The following is a 20,615-nucleotide window of genomic DNA, read 5'->3' as shown; positions in this document are numbered from 1 at the left end:
ACGGGGTAGGCGGTGGCCACTACGGGCGGCGGGTGGGGCTGTCAACCGGTCTTGGCGATGTTGCGGCGCGAAGTTTGAAATAGTGCGCAGGGCACGCGCGAGCCCCCCTTCCCTCGCGCGTGCCCTTATCGGCCCCAGCCCCCGCCCAATGCGCGGAACAGATCGATCTGCGCGGCCCCGATCGCGCCATCGGCTGCGGCGAGCTGGGCTTCGGCATCGGCGAAGGTGCGCTCGGCATCGAGCAACTCCAGCGAATCGATCTGGCCTTCGCGCTGGCGGGCGCGGGTGATCGTAACGGCGGCCTCAGCATCGTTGCGCGCCGCCTGCAATGCGGTCCGCCGATCGAGCGCGCGGGCATAATTGGAAAGCGCCGTCTCGGTTTCCTCGATCGCGCGAAGCACCGCGCCGTCGAATGTTGCGAGCGCGGCCTGGCTATCTGCCTCCGCCGCCTGGATGCGCGCGCGCGCCGGGCCCTGGTTCACCGTCCAGTTGAGCAGCCCGCCCACCAGCCAGCGAAGCGGCCCGCCGCCGAAGATGTCGTCAAAGCCCGCGCCGCTCGATCCCGCCGATCCCCCCAGCGTGATGCGCGGATAAAGGTCCGCCGTCGCCACGCCGATCCGCGCGGAGGCCGCCGCCAGGCGCCGCTCGGCCGCACGCACATCGGGCCGCCGCGCCAGCAAGGCCGCCCCGTCGCCCACCGGAATAGGCTGGGAAAGCCGAAGCGAGCTCGTGCGGCGGCCGGCTTCTGCGGGCAGATCCTGCGGAGTGCGCCCCGTCAGCGTCGCGAGACGGAACAGCGCCGCCTGTCGCTCGGCGCGCAGCGCGGGCACTTCTGCCTGGCGCTGGTTGCGAAGCGCACCGATGCGCGCGGTATCCAATCGCGTGGCTAGCCCCACCTCCTGCCGCCGTCCGGTTAGCACGATCGACTTGTCGAGCAGGGCGACAATGCGCTCCGCCACCTCCAGCCGCTCGGCGGCGGAAGCGGCGTCGAAATAGGCGCGCGCCGTCTCCGCAGCAATCGCCACGCGCACCGCATCGGCATCGGCCTCGCTCGCTGCGAGATCTCCCCGCGCTGCTTCGACACCGCGTGCAGCGCGCCCGAACAGATCGACTTCGTACGCGACGTCGAGTCCCACATCGACCTGCCAATCCTCAGGCGGCGCACCGGGCGCGCGCTGGCCGGCGGGCAAGCGACCATAGTCGGCCGATGCCCCTGCCCCCAGCTTGGGCGCGCGGTCTGCACGCACTTCGCGGAGCGCTGCACGTGCACGCGCGATCCGCGCCACCGCCACCCGGATATCGGTGTTGGCGGTCAGCGCGTCGGCGACAAGCCCGTCGAGCACCGGATCGTCATAGAGCCGCCACCAATCGCCCTGCACCGGCGCAGGCGTGGCGACCGCCGGATCCTGGGCCGAGACGAACGGGCCGTTCGCGGCGGCGGGAGGCAGCGGCGCCAGGTGATCCGGCCCCACCGCGCAGGCGGAAAGCGCCAGGGCGGATGCGGAAAGCAGCAGGAAGCGATGCATGGAATTGCTCCTTATTCGGCGGGCTGGAGCGGCGCTGTGCCGCTCCGGCTCTGCGGCCGCAGCCGGGCGAGACGATCGCCCAGCGCGCGGCACACGACGTAGAAAGTCGGGGTGAAGATCAGGCCGAAGCCGGTGACGCCCAGCATTCCGAAGAACACGGCGGTGCCCAGCGCCTGGCGGAGCTCGGCCCCTGCCCCGCTCGCCATCAGCAGCGGCACCGCGCCGAGCACGAAGGCGAACGAAGTCATCAGGATCGGCCGCAGACGATCACCCGCCGCGCGCACCGCCGCCTCGATCGGCGAGAGGCCGCCCTCGGCCTCTGCCTGCCGCGCGAACTCGACCACGAGGATCGCATTCTTCGCCGCCAGCGCGATCAGCACGACCAGCCCGATCTGCGTCAGGACATTATTGTCCATCCCCCGCAGGTTCACGCCCGCCATTGCCGCGAGCAAACACATCGGCACGATCATGATGATCGACAGCGGCAGCGTTACGCTCTCATATTGCGCGGCGAGCACAAGGAAGACGAAGACCACAGCTAGCGCGAAGACGATCGCCGCCGTGTTGCCGGCCAGCTCCTGCTGGAAGGCAATGTCGGTCCATTCGGTGCCGTAATCGGCGGGCAGCGTCTCGCTCGCCAGTTTCTCCATCGTGCGCAGCGATTGCGTCGACGAGAAGCCCGGCGCGGTATTGCCGTCCACTTCGACCGCGGGGAACATGTTGTAGCGCACCACGCGATAGGGTCCGGTCTTGTCCTCGAAGGTCGCGACCGATCCGATCGGCACCATCGCGCCGGAGTTCGACCGCGTCTTGAGGTTGGCGATATCCGCCTCGGTCGCGCGGAACGGGGCGTCAGCCTGTGCGGTCACGCGATAGGTGCGCCCCAGCAGGTTGAAGTCGTTGACGAAGGCGGAGCCCAGATAGACGTTGAGCGCTTCGAACACCCTCTCCGGCGGCACGCCCAGCATATCGGCCTTGCGCCGGTCGATATCGGCGAAGACGCGCGGCGTTGCCGTGTCGAAGAAGGTATAGGCTCCGGCCAGCCCGGGCGCCTGATTGGCCTTGCCGATCAGGCCATAGGCCTGCTGCGCCAGCGCCTCATAGCCATGCCCGCCGCGATCCTGGATCATCATCCGGAAGCCGCCGGCCGCGCCGATCCCCTGGATCACTGGCGGCGGCACGATCATCAGCCGCGCCTCGGTAATGTCCGCGGTCGCCTTCTGCGCCTCGGCCATGATCTGGTTGACGTGGATTCCCTTGCGGTCCTTGAAGTCCTTGAGCGGGATATAGGCCGCCGCCGCATTGGGAGCGAGCGTCTGCGAGGGGCCGTCAAACCCGGCAAGCATCACCGCGCCCTTCACGCCCTCCAGCGGCAGGATCCGATCGGCGACCTTGCGCATCACCGCATCGGTGCGCTCCACCGAGGAGCCCGGCGGCAGCTGGATCACGGTCAGGAAATAGCCCTGATCCTGTTGCGGGATGAAGCCGGTGGGCGTCGCCCAGAGAATTCCAAAGGTTGCCGCGATCAGGCCCGCATAGGTGACCATCACCCTTCTAGGCCGCGTCACCAGCGCCCGCGTCAGGCGGCTATAGCCCGCGCTCATCCGCTCGAAGCCGCGGTTGAACCAGTCGCCCGCGCGGCGAAGGGTGAGCATGAAGCGGTTGGTGATCGGCCTGTCCTCGGCATGTCCCTTGAGCAGCAGTGCGGCCAGCGCCGGAGAAAGCGTCAGCGACACGATCAACGAGATCACCGTCGCGGTCGAGATCGTCGCGGCGAACTGTTGGTAGAACGCCCCCGAGATGCCGTTCATGAACAGGGTCGGGATGAACACGGCGCACAGCACCGCGACGATCGCCACCAGCGCCCCGGCCACCTCGTCCATGGAGGTGAAGGCCGATTGCAGCGGCGTCATGCCTTTGGCCAGATTGCGCTCGACATTCTCGACCACGACGATCGCGTCGTCGACGACGATGCCGATCGCGAGCACCAGTCCGAACAGCGAGAGATTGTTGAGCGAATAGCCGACCGCGAGCAGCACCGCGAAGGTGCCGATCAGCGACACCGGAATCGCGACCACCGGAATGATCGCAGCGCGCCAGCGCTGGAGGAAGACGATGATCACCAGCACGACGAGCACGATCGCCTCGGCCAGCGTCTTCATCACCTCGTCGATCGATTGCGCGATGAACTCGGTGGGGTTGTAGATCACCTCATAAGCCAGCCCCTTGGGGAAGGTCTTCTGAAGCGTCTGCATCTCCGTCTCGATCGCCTGTGCGGCGGCGAGCGCGTTCGAGCCCGGGCGCTGGAAGACGCCGAGCAGCACGGTCGGTTCGCCCGAAAGGTAGGTGTTGGTGGAATAGTCCGCCGCACCCAGCTCGACGCGCGCCACATCGGACACGCGCACCTGGCGACCATCGGGGTCGGTGCGGATCACGACGTTCGCGAACTGCTGTGGCTCGGTCAGCCGGCCCTGCGTCTCGATGTTGAGCTGGAACGCGTTGCCCTGATTATAAGGCGGCTGGCCGAGCGTACCGGCCGCGACCTGCACGTTCTGCGCGCGTAACGCCGCGACGACATCGCCTGCGGTCAGGTTCAGCGCCGCCGCCCGGCCCGGATCGATCCAGACCCGCATCGAATAATCGCGCGCGCCGAACAATTGCACATCGCCCACGCCGTCGATCCGCGCGAGGCGATCCTTCACCCGGGTCAGCGCATAGTTGGAGAGATAGGTGCGATCGAGCGACTTGTCGGGGGAGACAAGGTTGACGACCATCAGGAAGTCGGGGCTCGTCTTCTTGGTAACGATGCCGAGCCGCTGTACCTCCTGCGGCAGGCGCGGCACCGCGATGGCCACGCGGTTCTGCACCAGCACCTGCGCCGCATCCAGATCGGTGCCCGGCTTGAACGTGACGGTGATCGTCACCCGCCCGTCGCCGGTCGATTGCGACGATTGATAGAGCATGCCGTCCGCGCCGTTGATTTCCTGTTCGATCGGCGCGGCGACGGTCTCAGCGACCGTCTCGGCCGACGCGCCCGGATAGGCGGCGGTGACCGTCACCGTGGGCGGCACGATGTTGGGATATTGCGAAACGGGAAGGCCCAGATAGGCAAGCCCGCCGACGATCGTGATGACGATCGCGATTACGGCCGCGAAGATCGGGCGCGTGATGAAGAACCGCGAGAGGCGCATGGACCTTCTCCGTGTGAGGAATCCTGGGAAACTGGATGCGCCGGGCGGGTTAGGGGCTCCCGCCCGGCACAAGCTTGGTTCAGCGCGCCAGCGTGGCTTCGCCGGTCGTCGGTGCCCTGGTTACGGGTGCGGGCGGCGCTTCGACGGGGACGATCTTTCCGGCCTTGGTCTGCACCTTGGCGCCCGGCATCGCCATCTGCGTGCCGCTGATGATCACGCGATCCTGCGCGGTGATGCCGCTACGGACGATGCGGAGGCCATTGACGACGGGCCCCAGCACCACTTCCTTCGGCGCGACCGTTCCGTCCGGCCCGACGACCAGCAGCAGCTTGCGCGCCTGATCGGTCTGGATTGCCGCATCGGGCACCATCAGCGCGCTTTCGGTGCCGCCGCTCGACAACCGCATATTGCCAAACATGCCGGGGGTGAGGAACAGCCCCGGATTACGCAGCACGGCGCGGCCGCGCATCGTTCCCGATCGCGGATCGAGCGTGTTGTCGGTGAAGTCGAGCGCCCCCTTCCAGCGATAATCGGTCTCGTCCTGAAGGCGGACCTCTACCGGCGATGCGGTCGCGCCCGCCTGCTTCGCCCGCTTGTTCTTCAGGAACAGCGCCTCTGAACCGTCAAAGGTGAAGTAGATCGGATCGAGCGCGTTGATCGTCGTCAGCAGCGTGCTGCCCGCGCCTTCGCCGGCGGCGACGAGATTGCCGGCATCGACACGGCGGTCCGAGATCTGCCCGGCAATCGGCGCGCGGACCTGGGTGAATTCCATGTCGAGCGCGCGAGCGCGGACGCGCGCCTGCGCAGCGGCAACCGCCGCACTCGCCGCGCGAACGCGTGCCTGCAGCCGGTCGACATCGCTCTTCGACACCGCTTCCACATCGAGCAGACGGTTGGCGCGGCCCAGATCGGCATTGGCCAGCGCCAGCTCGCTCTGTGCAGAGGCCAGCCCCGCGCGGGCTTCGGCAAGCGCCGCCGCGAAGGGGCGCGAATCGATCGTGAAGAGCAGCTGGCCCTTCGCTACCACCGCGCCATCCGTGAAGTGGACCGCCGTCACCGCACCGGAAACGCGCGGACGCACCTCCACCGATCGGCTGGCTTCGAAGCGGCCGACATAATCGTCCCATTCATTGACCTGGCCGGCGAGCGGCTGGGCAACCGTCACGGTCGGCGGCGGCGGGGCAGCGGCTGCGGGCGCATCGTTCTTGGCGAGCGTCACCCCCGCCACCAGCAGCGCCACGGGCGTGGCGAGCAACCCGCCCTTTTGCCAGCGGCTCAGCTTCCGGAAGCGCGCGCCGACGCTGAATGGTGTTGCCCCTTCAGGGGCCTCGATCTTGCTGATCATGTTCATGAGAATGCCTTTCGCTTGGCGGCGACGCGGCCGGCACCGATGCTGCCCAGCAGCGTTTCGAGCTGGTCTTCGGAATAGCCTGCGGCGTAGAATGCCTCGATCTGCGACTGGGGCAGCGCGAACCCGCGATGCCAGGCGAGGACCGAGATGCGGCGCAGCACTTCCAGCGCCGGATTGGCGAGCTCCGGATTGATCCGCTTCATGCCGAACACGGCATCCATCGCCAGCGTCAGCCGGCTCGGGGCGTGGAGCGTCGAAAGGCTGTCGCGCTGCGCAAGCGCGATCACCTGCCATTCGAGCGCGGAGAAGCCGGTACGATGCGCGGCGGGCGCTTCGCCGTAAACGCCGGCTGCGCCCTCCGGTCCGCCCTGGATTTCGGCAAAGTTCACATAGGCCATGGTTCGGCTCCCTTTTCTGGTCTCGACTGGGTCGGACATGCGTTTCCCCTTTCCGGAAGCGCGTGCGCGCACCCCGGCCAGGCGTTCGGTTTTGTCGATTCCCCTATCGAAGGCGCGCGGCCTCATCCGGCGGCATCATGGCCGCAGGTGCGCGATCGCTATCGATGGAGGAACATAGGGTCTGGGCGTAATTCGCCCGGAGGGTCAGTGACTACAGCGCATCATCTATTCCCCTTGGTTGGGGGACGGCGCTCGAATCGGGCGCCTTCCATTTCATACCAAGCGGTATATAAGTCGGGGAAGGCTCGCGTCAACAGCTTTTTATACCGACCGTTATATTTCGCCAAATGATTTCTGGCGGCAGACGGTCAGTTGCTCGGCCACACCATCAGGCTGGTCTCGATCAGGCGCTCCAGATCCTCGCGGCTCACGCCCGCGCCCGCCTGCACGGCCATCCCCTGGATGATCGCGAACAGATATCCGGTCAGCCCCTCGACATCGACATGCGCGGGAATATCGCCTTCCGCCTTGGCCCGCTCGAAACGTGCGATCAGAGCGCTCTTCGCCGTCTTGCCGCGTTCAAGAACCTCGGCGCGGATCGATTCGGCCTCCGCCCCGCACGCGACCGAGCTGATCACGCCGAGACAGCCATGCGGCTCATCCTGGGCCATCTGGTTCTCGAGCGCACCGCGCAGTAGCGCTTCCGCGACGGCGCGTGCCGTCGGTTCATCCAGCGCGGTGCTGATATAATCGAGCTTCTCGCGCTCATAGAGATCGAGCGCCTTGCGGAAGAGCGATTCCTTGTTGCCGAACGCCGCATAGAGGCTGGGACGGGTGATCCCCATTGCCTCGGTCAGGTCGGTCATCGACGCGCCTTCATAACCCTTGCTCCAGAACACGCGCAGCGCGGAAGCGAGCGCGGCATCCGGACAAAACTCGCGCGGGCGGCCCCTGGCAGTGCAGACATCGGCTTTCATAACGAGCGATACATAATGTGCTTTGCTGAAAATACCAGCCGCAAAAGTCGCTTAGCTACGGTTGCCCCGTGCTCCCCGCGCGCCGCACGCAAAAAGGAGTTGGCGAAGCTTGGAGCCCCACCGCCGCGGCGCATGCATCGCGGCGATGGAGTCCCAATCAGTCGCCAACCCAGGGGAGGCCGGTGAAGAGCGATCAGAACTTCAGGCGAACACCCAGGCGATAGGTGCGGCCCAGCGTGTCATAGAGCGCCGGATTGACGTCGAGCCCGGTATTGGTCTGTGGCGACGGCGTCGGATCATGGTCGAAGAGATTGTCGATCTTGAAATAAGAGGTGATGTTGCCGGTCAGGTTCACCGTTCCGCCGACGTCGAAATAGAAGGCGCCCTTCATCTTGTTAAAGTCGACCGTCGGATGGTTGCCGGTCGATGCCGGGCAGCCGGTCTGGCAGACGACATATTGGTTGCCGAACACGCCGTCGCTGAACCAGCGCTGCTGGAGCGTCAGGCTGAATCTGTCATTGCTGTAGGTCTGCATCGCCAGCCACTTCCAGTCGGGCGTGTTGCCGGTGTTCGCGCCGGCCTGATCGACCACATCGACGCCCTTGACACCCGCATCGACCAGGAACTCCTTCACATGCGTGCCCAGCGCGCGGACGGTGAAGCTGCCGGGCAGGCCCAGCGGACGCTGCCACTGATAGCTGGCCTCGATGTCGAAACCGCTGGTCTTCCACGATGCCAGGTTGAACGGCTGGACGTTGATGAAATTGCCGCCCTGCACGGGGCTGTCGAGCACGAAGCCGCCGCAGAAGGTCTGGTTGCCGTCCTTACAGAACTGGACGATCTGCGCCGCCGACAGGCTCGATACCACCCCATCGAGCTTGATGTTGTAATAGTCGACCGAGATGCTGAGCCCCGGCAGCCAGGACGGTCGGGAAAGCACGATGCCGATTTCGGTGTTGCGGGCGATTTCGGGCTTCAGATTGGCATTGCCGATCGTGTTCTGGAACGCCTGCACCGCAACGTTGCGGAACGGATCGTTGAAGCTCGGCAGCGTCGTCACCGTCGGGGCGGCGAACAGCTCCGACAGGTTCGGCGCGCGCACGTCGCGCGAGGTGACTGCGCGCAGACGGAAGCCGTCGAGCGGCAGATCCCAGGTGCCGCCAATCTTCCAGGCCCAGATGGTGCCGGAGGTGCTGTAGCGGGTCACGCGCGCCGCGCCGTTGATATTGGCCTTGCCCGCGCCTTCGCTGTTGATCAGCGGCAGATTGACCTCGGCAAAGCCTTCGACGACGTCATATTTGCCGCTGCCATTCTTGTAATTGCCGGCCGCCCAGTTCGATCCCTGCGCCGAATTGAGCAGCGCGTCGGCCGGATAGGCAGAACTGTTCGGGCTCAGCGCCGAGACCCCGGCACCATAGGGGTCGGCCGTCACCTCATAATATTCCTTGCGGTATTCGCCGCCGAACGCGAACGAGAGCGGCCCCGCCCACAGATCCAGCGGCTCGCCCGAGAAGTTGATGCTGGCGACGTCCTGGGTGATCCGGCTGTGCTGGAACGGCCCATTGCCCGGCATCACATATTCGAGCGCGCCGGCAGAGGGACGCGTGGCGCCGGCGAAGACGTTGATCGGCTGGCAACCCAGCGCCCGCGCGCCTGCATCGGCGCAGGCCGGCACGCCGTTCAGCAGCACCACGTTGGTCGCGGCGACATAGCGGTTCTGGAGCACGATCGTGTCGACATCGATGTGCGAGATGGTCGTGCCGCGCTGGTAATAGGCGTCATAATGCCAGTTGGTGCCGCCAAGATCGAACTGGCCCTTCACGCCGCCGACGAAGCGATATTGCTTGCGGTCGGTGGAAACCAGCGGCGAGGGGAAGGCGCCGTTGCTCGATCCGAAGCCGAACGAGGTGATGCCCGCCGTGGTGCAGCGATCCTTGATCAGTTGCGGCACATAGGGGTTGGCGCACTGCACGGTCAGGCTGGCGCGGTTATAGCCGGGGCTCGGCTGGTTGCTGGTCAGCACCTGCGCGATGTTGACCGTGGCATAGACTTCGTTGTTCGGCGCGAAATCGAAACCGATCCGGCCAAAGCCGTTGATGCGCTCCAGCGAGGATTTGAGCGATGCGCCCGAACCCACCGCGCCCGACAAATCGCCGCCGACGCAGAAGGCGTTGCCCGGGAAGCAATTGGTGACGCCGCCCGTTCCGTTCGGAACGCCGCCCGAGCCATAGTTGAAATTATAGGGCTGGCCGTTGCGGTCAAAGGCGATGCCCTGGAGCGGGCCGTTGTTGATCAGGCCGTACAGCGCATATTGATAGGGCTGGGCATAGTCGCGGTAGCGGAATTGCGGCGTGCCGTTGTTCGCCTGGCCGGTATTCACCAGCGTCGAGGCGCGGTGCCAGTCGCGGTCGCCGGCCAGGTCGATGCCGAAATTGCCGGGGCCCACGCCCTCTTCATTGTCATATTCGCCGCTCAGCACGACATGGAGACGATCGTCGAACAGCGACGTGCCATAGGCGGCCTGGACCAGCCCGGTCTTGTCGTCGCCATAGCGGGTGATGCTGCCGAGCACGTTCGCCTTGAACCCCTTGAAGCGCGTGTCGGTGATGAAGTTGACCACGCCGCCAACCGCGTCCGAGCCGTAGGAGGCCGATGCGCCGCCATTCACCACATCGACGCGCGTCACCAGCAGCTGCGGGAACATGCTGATGTCGGGAACGCCGGTCACGTTCGCGCCGACGACGCGCTGGCCGTCGAGCAGGGTCAGCGTGCGGATCGGGCCCAGCCCGCGCAGCGAGAAGGAGCTGAGGCCCTGCTGGCCGCTCGACGTGCTGAACGTGCCCGTCGCCGCGCCGGTCGAGCCCTGGAGCGACGGCAGCTGGATCACGGTGTTGAAGATGTTGGGCTGCGCCGTCCGCTCAAGCTCCTCGGTGCCGATCACGGTGGTCGGGGTCGGCGCGTTGAACCCGCTCGAGATGATGCGCGTGCCGGTGACGACGATCCCCGGATCCTGCCGTTCCGCGTCGTCGCTGCTCGCGGCCGGAACATCCTGCGCGGCGGGCGCGGTCTGCGCCGCCGCGGGGGCCGAAGCCAGCGCCGCCGCGAGCGCGACAAGACTGGTAGCGGTACCACGAAGGGCCGTCAGTGTGCGGCGATCAAGTGAAAATGCGATCATCATCCATCCCCTGTGCTTGTTTTCTGAGCGCCGCCGCTTCGACAGGCTATGCGCCATTGCGATCACTCATTAACGCATCGGAGAACGCCCAACATCTACGACCATGGTCGCAGAGTATTGGGTGCCTGCGGATCAGGGATGCGCCGAGTAAAGCCCGTGATGAGTCAGAATGAACAGCGTCCGTCCCGAAGCACCGCCGAACAGTAATTGCAGCGGACGCTCGGGCACATCGATTCGTCCCGCCTCGCGGCCGCCCGCGTCATAGATGAACACCTGCCCGTTCGCGACATAGACCCGGCCATCGGGGTCCACCGCCACACTTTCGCCGCCGCGCGGCGCAAACGGCGTGAGATCGGTCACCGCCCCGCCCGCGCCCAATAGCCCCGAATAGGTGCGGTTCTCCGAACCGTTGGCGATATAGATCCGCTCGCCCACCCTGCCGGTCACCCAGCCATAGGTGTCGAGCGTGTCGGAGAAGCGCCAGCCGAGATGGTTGGGCGGCCCCTGCTGAAACACGCGGAAGGCGGGCAGCGCCAGGCTGCCATCGGGCGACACATATTCGCGCGCCTTGGGCAGCGCCATGTCTCGCGCGAACATCTCGGCCAGCGTGGTGAAATGGTCGGCCGCCGCGTCATATTGGTCGCGGAACTCGCCATTGTTCCAGAAGCTGCCGGGCAGCGCGACGCGTGCGGCGGCCGAGGCCCCGGCCGGTGTCGGCGCGATGACCTTCACGTCGCGGGGCGCGGCCGGATCGAGGCTGTACACCGTCGCTTCGGGGCCGTCGGACGACAGCACCAGCAGCTTGCCCGATTTGTCGATCGCCAGGTTGATCGGGTCGAGCGGCGCATCCGCCAGGATCGACAACCCCTCTTTCTCCGCCCAGCCATGGATGCGGTGAAACTGGCGGTCGATGAAATAGAGTTTGCCGTTCGCATCCACCGCGCCGCCGCCCGCCGAATAAAAGCCGCCCGCCAGCTTCTCCGCCACCGCCACGGGCGCGGATATCGGTACCGGCGCGTCGTTCACGTCGAGCACCGCGAACTCGCGTTCGCGCACTTCCATCCCGCGCGTCACGTCGTGGATCGCATTCTCATAGGGATATTTGCTCGCGCGCAAATAGGTGCCGCAGCCATTGGCGTCGCAGGTCGCGAAGCCGCTTTCGGCGTTCACATGCACGTTGCGGAACCGGATATCCGTCGATCCGAACAGCTTCACGGCAGCCGGCGCCGGCTGGAGCGAGCGGGTGACGCGATAGCCGTGGAAATTGGCGAACAGGATGTTGCGCGAATTGCGCACTTCGAGCGCGACCGTGTTGCGGCTCTCGCCCGCCTCCTCCTCGGTCTGCGGTGCCAGGAATTCCCAGTTGCGGACATTGTCGAGCACGATCTCGGCGCGGACATGATGCTCGGCCGACATTTCGTACACATAGCCCGGTGTGCTGGTGTCGGTGACGTGCATGCCCGATTGGGCATAGGTGTTGGGCGTCCACAGCCCGTTGAACGTGCCGCCGCCACCATCGGTCACCCACAGGCTCGAATATTGGCCGTCCCAGCGCTTCTTCGGATCCGCGTCGGCTGTGTGATTGGCGTTGTAGGGATCGAAGCGGCTGCCATCGGCGAGCGTGGTTCCGTGCCCGCCCTGGAACTTCACATCGTCCACCAGCGATTTCTCGCCCGCGCGCCAGATGATCCCCGCCGCGCGCGGATTGATCCCGCCGGTGAAAAGCCCCAGCCCGGTGACGATCGCATCCCCGCCCTTCGCGCTTTCGATCAGCCCCTTGGCCGGGCCCACGCCGCGAAAGCCCGGGCTATCGTCTGCAAGCACGATCTGGGTAAGGCCCGGATGCAGGCCGATCAGCACGCTGTCCGGTCGGAGCTTCAGCGTATCGGTGACGCGGTAGAAGCCGGTGGGAAAATAGACCACGCGCTGCGTATCGATCGCGCGCTGGATCGCGGCGGTATCGTCGGTCGCATTGTCGCCCTTCGCGCCCAGCGCGCGGACATTCTTCCATGCGGTGACCATCGGGAATGCACGGATCGCAGGCGCGCGGCGCGCGGGCAGTGAGGCGAGCGGCGCGGCGTGCATCCGCGTCTGATAGCTGCCGGGCTGGCCCAGCCCGACGAGCGTCAGGCCATAAGTGAACTCCTTGACCCGGTAGCGCGGCCCCGGCCCCGCCACTGTCTTCCCGCTGTCGCGAAACTGCGCGAACACCGGCGTACCGCTGGCAACGGCATTGTCGAAGCCGATCTGGGTATAGGCATTGCCTTCGTTGCTGATGATGATCCCTGCTTTCGAGACATTCTCGAAGCGCAGATCCTTGCCCCACAGCCAGTCGCCATAGCCCTTGTCGATCTCGATCCCGACAGGCGTGTCGCGGATCGCGACATTGACCATGGTCAGCCCCGCCTCATGCTCGCGGATCGCCGCGTCGCGCTGCCCCTCGAAGGAGGAATCGAGCAATGTGTACTGCCATGCGGGCGACGTCTTCTCGGCCAGGATCCCATAGCGCCCGCCGAAGAAACGCAGGTTCATGCCCAGATTGCCGACCTGATAAATCCCCGCCAGCGCGGATCCGAGCCGGAAATCCATATGCGCGAGATAGGAGTGCTGCGCGGTGTGCATCCGCACCGCCGTCGCCGCCGGATTGCCCGCGCCGATCTCGAAATCCAGATTGGCCATGGCGGGATAGAAGGTGCCCGAATTGGCATCGGCGATGTTGGGGTCGAATGGCACGCTGGTCGGCGGCGGCACCGGCACCTTGCCGCGCATCACCGCGCCGTTCGCGCCTGTCACCGTCACATGCGGATTGTTGCCGGTGAAGAACACCATGCTGCCCACGCCCTTCTGGAAACCCGGCGTGCTGGGCGCCAGCACGAACACCGGCCGCGTCTTGCCCACGCCGAACAGTCGGACGCCCGGCCACATGAACACGGTGCGCGTGATCCGGTACCGGCCCGTGGGCAGGAACACGATGCCGCCGCCCGGCTTGATCGAAGCCGCATCGATCGCCGCCTGGATTGCCGGCGTATCGTCGGCCACGCCGTCGCCCTTCGCCTTCACGGTCACCGCGGCGGGGTCGCTTGGCGCGGTGGTATAGACGGAAACCGAACGGGCCGGCTGGGCCTGCGCGCCGGCGACCTGCATCGCGGCGGCAACCATCCAGATCGCGAGCCTGCGCATCGCCGTGCGGGTCATGCCGTCTCTCCCAGTCGCTGTTCGCCCACGGATACGCCCGATACGCATGCCCGGTGCACCCGGCGACCGCGACAAAGGTCGCAATGGTCAAAGCGGCCGCCGAATAACATTAGCGTGGCAGCCGAAGCTTTGAGGAACGACGTGCACGCACAGCGCAAAACCACCGGACTGCCCCGCTGCGCCATCGTCGCGATGGGCGTCAGCGGTTGCGGCAAGTCCACCCTGGTCGCGCATCTTGCGGGGCATCTCGGCGTCCCGGCGTTCGAAGGGGACGCGTTCCACTCGCCCGAAAGCGTCGCCAAGATGCGCGCAGGCCAGCCCCTCGAAGACGCAGACCGCTGGCCCTGGCTCGACCGGCTGGGCGCGGCGATCGGCGTGGCCGTGCGCGGGGAAGGCGTGGCGGTCGCCGCCTGCTCGGCGCTCAAGCGCAGCTATCGCGAGCGCCTGGCAAAGGCCGCCGGCGTGCCGCTGGTATTCGTCCTGCTCGACGGCGAACGCGACGAGATCGCCCCCCACCTCGCCTCGCGCGAGGGGCATTACATGGCACCCAGCCTGCTCGACAGCCAGTTCGCCACGCTCGAGCGCCCCGCGCCCGACGAGCGCGCGCTGGTGCTCCACTGCTACCAGCCGATCGAGGATCTTCGCCGCGAAGTGCTGGCATGGACGCAGGATCAGGTCCCCGCCTGACGCAACCCAACCGCCACGGCTCTTCGTCATCCCCGCTCTTCGTCATCCCCGCGAAAGCGGGGACCCAGGGTCGTTCGGGAAACCGCTCTCGGCTTCAGGTTCCCTCTGTCGCGGGATAGGGCAGCCACCGATCAGCCCATCGCCCGGTTGCGCCCGCCAACAACCCTGCCTTCGCAGGGCAGCGAGGGCCCCTTATGGCATCAGCCGCTTGCGCCCTTGCGACAGATGCCAGCGCATCGCCAGCGCCGCGCCGTCGCCGTCCTGTGCGCGGATCGCGTCGACGATGGCATCATGCTCGTCCATCATCGCGCCGATCACCTCGGGCGGGCGCGAGCGCGAAATATCCACGCCGGCGCGCAGGATGGGGATCACTTCCTGCTGCAGATGATCGAATATCTCGACAAAGGCGGTGTTGCCCGTCGCCTCGGCGATTGCGCGGTGGAGCAGCCAATCCTCGTCATGCGCGGGCGCGCTCGATAGCAGCGACGAGCGCAAGCCCTCCAGCGCTTCCTCGATAGCATCCATCTGCTCGTTCGAGCGGCGTAGCGCGGCAAGGCGCGCGGCTTCGGCCTCCAGGACGAAGCGGACCTCATAGGTGCCAAGCGTCGCCGCAAGTTCGTCCATCGGCACGTGCGAGCCGAGCCGCGAAGACGGCCGCCGCTTCACATAGGAACCCGCGCCGCGCCGCGCCTCGGTGATCCCGTCCGCCGCCAGACGCACCAGCGCCTCGCGCACGATGGTGCGCGACATGCCGAACAATTCCGCCAGCTTCGATTCGGACGGAAGCCGGTCGCCCGTCGCCAGATCGTCCTCGTTGATGATCTCGACGATCGCCGTATAGGCGCGATCCGCCAGCCTGCCTTCTTTCACGGCAACCCCCTATATGCCGCTATGCGGACCCTCTCCCGCTGTTGACCCAGTGTAACCAAGAGCCGCCGCGCTGGCCAGTCCGGTCCCCGCGAACGGTCCCCCATGCCTTTTCCGGTCACCCGGTTTCGCCCGCTTTGGCGCGAGCGCCCGATTCCCCCTGACATCGCTGTCTCCCGCGGATTTCCTCACTTTATTCACTTGACCGTGAAGCTTGCTGGTATCTGTTGGACAGATTTCTGCGATCCGGCAATAAAAAAGGCTTGCTACAGTGGTTGCTTGAAGAACATACTAAAACCTGTCCAACTGATTCCACGCGATGGAACAGGGATCTTTGGGAGAGGATCGATGAAGGCGACCGTCCAGGAAGCGACCCAGAAGGGCACCGTATCCGTGTCGATACCGGGCGCGGAAAATGGCGTGCGGCTCACGCCTACCCAGATCAAGGTCATGCGCGGGGTCCATTCGGGCCAGCTCAACAAGCAGATCGCCTATGAGCTCGGCATCGCCGAAGCCACGGTGAAGGCGCACATGACCGCGCTGATGCGCAAGCTCAACGTGCGCAACCGCACCCAGGTCGCGATCGCGGCGCAAAGCCTGGCGCACCTGTCCTGAATCCGGGCGGCGGCGCGCCGCCCGCCAGCCGCATATCTTCGGGAGAGGTACGCATGATGGCCTTCCGCCTGCTGTTCGCGGCGCTGTTGCTGCTGAGCCCCCTCTCCGCCTTCGCGGGCTCCAATTCGGTCTATAAAAGCCAGCCCAATGATCCGCGCGCGATCACCGTGAAGGGGGTCGGCGATGGCCGGGCCGATGACAGCGATGCGCTCCAGTCCGCGATCGATCGCGCCGCCAATCCCTCGGCCGGGCAGTTCAAGGGCGGCATCGTCTTCCTGCCCGAGGGCCGCTACCGGATCAGCCGCACGATCTTCCTGCGCTCGGGCGTGCGCGTGTTCGGCGTGGGGAAAAGCCGGCCGGTGATCGTGCTGGACGACAACACGCCCGGCTATGGCGCCGGAATAGCCGCGATGATCGCGTTCACGGGCGAGGATCAGTACCGATCGGGGCGTGTACCTGTTCCACCTCCCACCAGCGTACCTGCAACCGAAAAGGAATTCGATGCAACATCGACGACCTTTTATTCCACGCTCTCCAACGTGGATTTCGAGATCGGCAAGGGCAATGGCGGCGCGGTCGCGGTGCGTTTCCGCGTCGCGCAGCACGGCTTCCTCAGGCACATCGACTTTCACCTCGGTTCCGGACTGGCGGGCATCTATCAGGCCGGCAATGAGTGTGAGAATCTGCGCTTCTACGGCGGCCGCTATGGCATCCTCACCGAGAAGACATCGCCCGCCTGGCAGTTCACGCTGATCGATTCCGAATTTGACGGCCAGCGCGAAGCCGCGATCCGCGAGCATGAGGTTCGCCTCACGCTGGTCAACGTGCTGATGAAGAACACGCCGGTCGGCGTCGAGATCGATCGCGGCTATTCGGATTCGCTGTGGGGCAAGCATGTCCGCTTCGAAAATATATCCAAGGCCGCGGTGCTGATCTCGAACGAAGACAGCGTCTTCACCCAGATCGGCTTCGAGGAAGTGCTCGCCACCAACACCCCGGTCTTCGCCCGCTTCCGGGACAGTGGCAAAACGGTCGATGGAAAGGGCCGCAACTATCGCGTCGCCGATTTTTCCTATGGCCTCCAATTATCCGGCCTCGGCACCCCGGGCAGCTTCGGCACGATCGCGAAGATCGATGCGCTGGCAAAGCTGCCGCCGCGCCGCAGTCCGGCCATCCCCGCACTGCCGCCGGTGAGCGAATGGACCAACGCCCATGATCTAGGCGTGAAGGGCGATGACGCGACCGACGACACCGCAGCGCTGCAAAAGGCGATCGACACGCACCGCGTCGTCTATCTCCCCATGGGCCGCTACCGCGTGACCGACACGATCCGACTGCGGCCCGACAGCGTGCTGATCGCGCTCCACCCCAATCACACTCAGTTGGTCCTGCCCGACGACACGCCCGCTTTTCGCGGCGTCGGCAGCGCATATCCGCTGCTGGCCAGCGCCAAGGGCGGCAACGCGATCGTCCTCAGCGTCGGCCTCAACACCGGCAACACCAATCCGCGCGCCACGGCCCTGCTGTGGAAGGCCGGCGAAGCATCGATGGTCAACGATGTGCGGATCACCGGGCATAACGGCTCGATCCCCACAGCGCGGCAGGACGGCCAGCATCCGAGCATCTGGGTGACCGATGGCGGCGGCGGCACCTTCGCCGCGATCTGGTCGCCAAACACGCTGATGTCGGCGGGCTTCTATGTCTCGGACACCAAGACCCCCGGCTATGTCTATGAGCTGTCGGCCGAGCATCATTACCGTGCCGAGGTCGTGCTGGAGAATGTTGAGAATTGGGAATTCCACGCGCCGCAGACCGAACAGGAGGTACGCGATGGCGTGAACGCGGTCTCCACCGAATTCCGCAATTCGAAGAACATCCTGTTCGCCAATTATCACGGCTATCGCGTCACCCGAACCGCCAAGCCGATGGACGCAGCGGTGAAGCTCTACAACTCCAGCCATATCCGCTTCCGCAACGTCCATGTGAACGCCGAAAGCGCCTTTGCGAGCTGCGATTCCAAGGGCTGCGGCACCTTTCTGCGCGCCAGCAAATATCCGTTCCAGAATGCGATTCGGGACATGACCGGCGGCCAGGAAGTGCGCGAGCGCGAGTTCGCGCGGTTCGATCTCGGCCCTGTGCCTCCGGGCAAGACGGCGCTTCCGGTCACCCCCGGCGTCGAGAAGCTGGCCGACGGCTTTTATTCGATCGCCGGCGGCGCGGTGGATGCGAGCGGCAAGCTCTATTTCATCGACCGCTTCTTCCATCGCATCCATGGCTGGTCGGAGAAGGAAGGGCTTTCGATCCTCGCCGACGCGCCGCTCGATCCGGTCAACCTCGCGGTCGATCGTTCGGGGCGCCTGCTGGTCCTGTCGTCAGCCGGGCATGACGCGAGCGTATACAGCATCGATCCCGCAAAGCCCGCCGAGGTTCAGGTGATCGCGCCGACCGACGCGAAGCCGCGTCCCGATGCGCTGACAGCCTTCCCGGTCAACATGTGGGCCAATGGCGAATTCGCCGACCGCATCGATCGGAAGACATATGAATATCCGCCGATCTCGGAGTTCTTCACCCGCGCGATGGCGACGCCCAAGCCGCGCGAATATGTCTCGCCCGATGGCAGCCTCGTCCTCCCCGCCTTCCGCGTCTGGAACCAGGGCCCCGATGATCATCTCGGCTGGCGCTGGTCCGATACGCTCGACACCTACGGCTTCGTCACCGGCCGCCCGGGCGAGCGCGTCGTGCTGACCAATTCTTCCGAGAACCGCACCTATAGCGGGATCGTCGGCGCGAACGGCACGCTTACCGATCTCAAGGTCGTCGCCGATCGCGGCGGGGAGAGCGTCGCGCGCGCGACCGACGGCACGCTCTATGTCGCGAACGGGCAGGTGTTCGTCTATGACGCGGCCGGCAAGCCGATCCGCCGCATCGACGTGCCCGAACGCCCGCTGCAACTGGTGATCGGCGGGCGGGATGGGCGAACCCTGTTCATCCTCACCCACCACGCTTTGTACCGGGTCGCGATCTAGAACGAGGCCCCACACTGAATCGTCATCCCCGCGAAAGCGGGGACCCAGGACGACAGGGGATGCCGCTCCCGGCTCCGGCTCCCCGCTTCGACCTGGATGACGGCTATTCAATCCGGATGGATCAAGCTCTAATCCCCCGCAAACCCAAACGGCGTAACCCCGCTCTCGCGTTCGGCCACGATCAGCGCGCGTCCGGCAGGCGGCGCGGATCGTTGCGGGCAATCGACCCGCGTGCATGCCCGGCAGCCCAGCCCGATCGGCGTGGCGCGCCCGGCCAGATCCAGCCCGCGTGCCGCCGCCAGCCCGTGTGCATCGCCCGATTCCAGCCCGAGGATCACCGCGAAGCGCGCATGCATCTGCCCCGCACCCTGCGGCGTCACGCTGCGCGCCAGCGTGAACCAGCGGCTGCCATCCTCCGTCTCGACCAGATCGGTCACCGTCATGTCCGCCCGCGCGAACGCGGCGAACGCATCCCATAGCGGGCAGATTCCCGGCCCTTCGGCCAGGGGCGATCCGCTCGCCCCGCCATAGCGTTTCGAAATCTGCCCCGCGCGATCCACCCGCAGCATGAAGAAGGGCAGCCCGCGTGCCCCCACGCGCTGCAGCGTGGTCAACCGGTGCGCCACCTGGCTGAAACTCGCGCCAAAGCGCCGCTGGAGTATATCCAGGTCATAGCCCGTCGCCTCGCACGCCCGAAGGAAACGCGCATAGGGCATCATCACCGCCGCCGCGAAATAGCCGGTCAGATGCCGCCGGAACAGCCGCTCGCCCAGCCGGTCGAGTCCCGCCCCGCGCACCAGCGCGTCGATCTGCTCACGTGCTTCCCACGCCAGCTGCTCTGCAACCGCAAAGCTGCGCGCGCTTGCGTCGAGCATCTCGGAAAGCTGCAACTGCCGCGCATGCATGTCGAGCCGCTTGAGCGTACCACCCAGCACGTCGGCCGGCAGGATGCGCACCGATAGTTGATGTTTCACCCGCAGCCGCTCGGTCACCGCGCCATACAGGTCGCCGCGCATCCGCAATTCGTCCGCCAGCGCTTCCGCCGCCGCATCCAGATCGGCGAAGTGGTTGCGCCAGCGCTCGATCGCCTGGCGCACCTGTCCCGCCGCATCGGGGCCCGAACCCTCCGCTGCGCCGCCCTGCCCCATCCGGTCATAGGCACGCGCAAAGGCCTCCGCTCCGCCCGGCGCGCCTGCCAGCCACTCCTCCATCTGGTGCCGATCGATCTCCAGATCGGCGAAGATCGGATCGGCCAGCCGCCGCCGGATCGCCTCCGCGCCCCCGCCCGGCTCGCTCGCGGAAAGCGTGCGGAGGTCGAAATCATAGGTCTCTGCCAGCCGCAGCATCAGCACCGCAGACACCGGCCGCTGGTTGCGCTCGACCAGATTGAGATAGCTTGGGGACACCCCCAGCGCTTCCGCCATCGCGGCCTGGGTAAGCCCCATCTGCCGCCGCAGCCGCCGTATCGGATGCCCCGCGAAAAGCTTGCCCTCGGCCATTCAAACGCTCCTGCCAGGCTCGTCGCGAACACGCGCCGCCCAATACCCTTCACCGTCACCCCGGACCTGTTCCGGGGTCCACCCAACCGCACGCGCGAAACTAGAGCC

At 66.2% G+C, this 20,615-nt stretch carries 12 protein-coding genes; 3 read left to right on the top strand and 9 right to left on the bottom strand.

What is annotated here, in order from left to right:
- Window positions 1-125 precede the first annotated feature (125 nt).
- From SSO01S_RS13220 to SSO01S_RS13190, 7 genes are all read right to left on the bottom strand, one after another.
- Window positions 126-1,526 carry an efflux transporter outer membrane subunit gene (locus SSO01S_RS13220; protein ID WP_066799479.1) on the bottom strand — a complete coding sequence of 467 codons (1,401 nt, stop codon included), beginning with the start codon at window positions 1,524-1,526 and terminating at the stop codon, window positions 126-128.
- Window positions 1,527-1,537: 11 nt separating this feature from the next.
- Window positions 1,538-4,717, bottom strand: coding sequence for an efflux RND transporter permease subunit (locus tag SSO01S_RS13215; protein ID WP_066799477.1), 3,180 nt, complete (start codon window positions 4,715-4,717; stop codon window positions 1,538-1,540).
- A gap of 79 nt (window positions 4,718-4,796) precedes the next feature.
- Window positions 4,797-6,068, bottom strand: coding sequence for an efflux RND transporter periplasmic adaptor subunit (locus tag SSO01S_RS13210; RefSeq protein WP_066799475.1), 1,272 nt, complete (start codon window positions 6,066-6,068; stop codon window positions 4,797-4,799).
- Window positions 6,065-6,466 carry a hypothetical protein gene (locus tag SSO01S_RS13205; RefSeq protein ID WP_066799473.1) on the bottom strand — a complete coding sequence of 134 codons (402 nt, stop codon included), beginning with the start codon at window positions 6,464-6,466 and terminating at the stop codon, window positions 6,065-6,067. Before SSO01S_RS13205 ends, SSO01S_RS13210 begins: the two co-directional genes overlap by 4 nt.
- A 368-nt stretch (window positions 6,467-6,834) precedes the next feature.
- Window positions 6,835-7,443: a TetR/AcrR family transcriptional regulator gene (locus SSO01S_RS13200; protein ID WP_066799471.1), complete on the bottom strand. Its 609-nt coding sequence runs from the start codon at window positions 7,441-7,443 to the stop codon at window positions 6,835-6,837.
- Window positions 7,444-7,636: 193 nt separating this feature from the next.
- The gene (locus SSO01S_RS13195) at window positions 7,637-10,618 is read right to left on the bottom strand and encodes a TonB-dependent receptor plug domain-containing protein (protein ID WP_066799636.1); all 2,982 of its coding nucleotides are present in this window, start codon (window positions 10,616-10,618) and stop codon (window positions 7,637-7,639) included.
- Window positions 10,619-10,750: 132 nt separating this feature from the next.
- Window positions 10,751-13,813 carry a glycosyl hydrolase family 28-related protein gene (locus SSO01S_RS13190; protein ID WP_439646568.1) on the bottom strand — a complete coding sequence of 1,021 codons (3,063 nt, stop codon included), beginning with the start codon at window positions 13,811-13,813 and terminating at the stop codon, window positions 10,751-10,753.
- Window positions 13,814-14,005: 192 nt separating this feature from the next.
- Here SSO01S_RS13190 and SSO01S_RS13185 point away from each other — a divergent pair, with 192 nt between their 5' ends.
- Complete coding sequence (locus SSO01S_RS13185; RefSeq protein ID WP_083943076.1) at window positions 14,006-14,500, top strand: gluconokinase; 495 nt, start codon at window positions 14,006-14,008, stop codon at window positions 14,498-14,500.
- 192 nt (window positions 14,501-14,692) lie between these two features.
- Here SSO01S_RS13185 and SSO01S_RS13180 read toward each other — a convergent pair whose 3' ends face one another.
- Complete coding sequence (locus SSO01S_RS13180; RefSeq protein ID WP_066799464.1) at window positions 14,693-15,370, bottom strand: FadR/GntR family transcriptional regulator; 678 nt, start codon at window positions 15,368-15,370, stop codon at window positions 14,693-14,695.
- Window positions 15,371-15,715: 345 nt separating this feature from the next.
- On the opposite strand from SSO01S_RS13180, the gene SSO01S_RS13175 reads away from it, so the two are divergent.
- Window positions 15,716-15,982, top strand: a complete 267-nt coding sequence (locus tag SSO01S_RS13175) for a response regulator transcription factor (protein ID WP_066799462.1) — start codon at window positions 15,716-15,718, stop codon at window positions 15,980-15,982.
- 56 nt (window positions 15,983-16,038) lie between these two features.
- Window positions 16,039-19,008: a glycosyl hydrolase family 28-related protein gene (locus tag SSO01S_RS13170; protein ID WP_066799632.1), complete on the top strand. Its 2,970-nt coding sequence runs from the start codon at window positions 16,039-16,041 to the stop codon at window positions 19,006-19,008.
- Between the two features lie 128 nt (window positions 19,009-19,136).
- Here the strand turns inward: SSO01S_RS13170 and SSO01S_RS13165 are convergent, their stop codons facing one another.
- Window positions 19,137-20,507 carry a helix-turn-helix domain-containing protein gene (locus SSO01S_RS13165; RefSeq protein ID WP_066799460.1) on the bottom strand — a complete coding sequence of 457 codons (1,371 nt, stop codon included), beginning with the start codon at window positions 20,505-20,507 and terminating at the stop codon, window positions 19,137-19,139.
- Window positions 20,508-20,615: the final 108 nt, after the last annotated feature.

Origin of the sequence: Sphingomonas soli NBRC 100801 (genome assembly GCF_001591025.1) — a bacterium.
Classification (GTDB): domain Bacteria; phylum Pseudomonadota; class Alphaproteobacteria; order Sphingomonadales; family Sphingomonadaceae; genus Sphingomonas; species Sphingomonas soli.
This window is presented reverse-complemented; position numbering and strand designations above follow the sequence as displayed.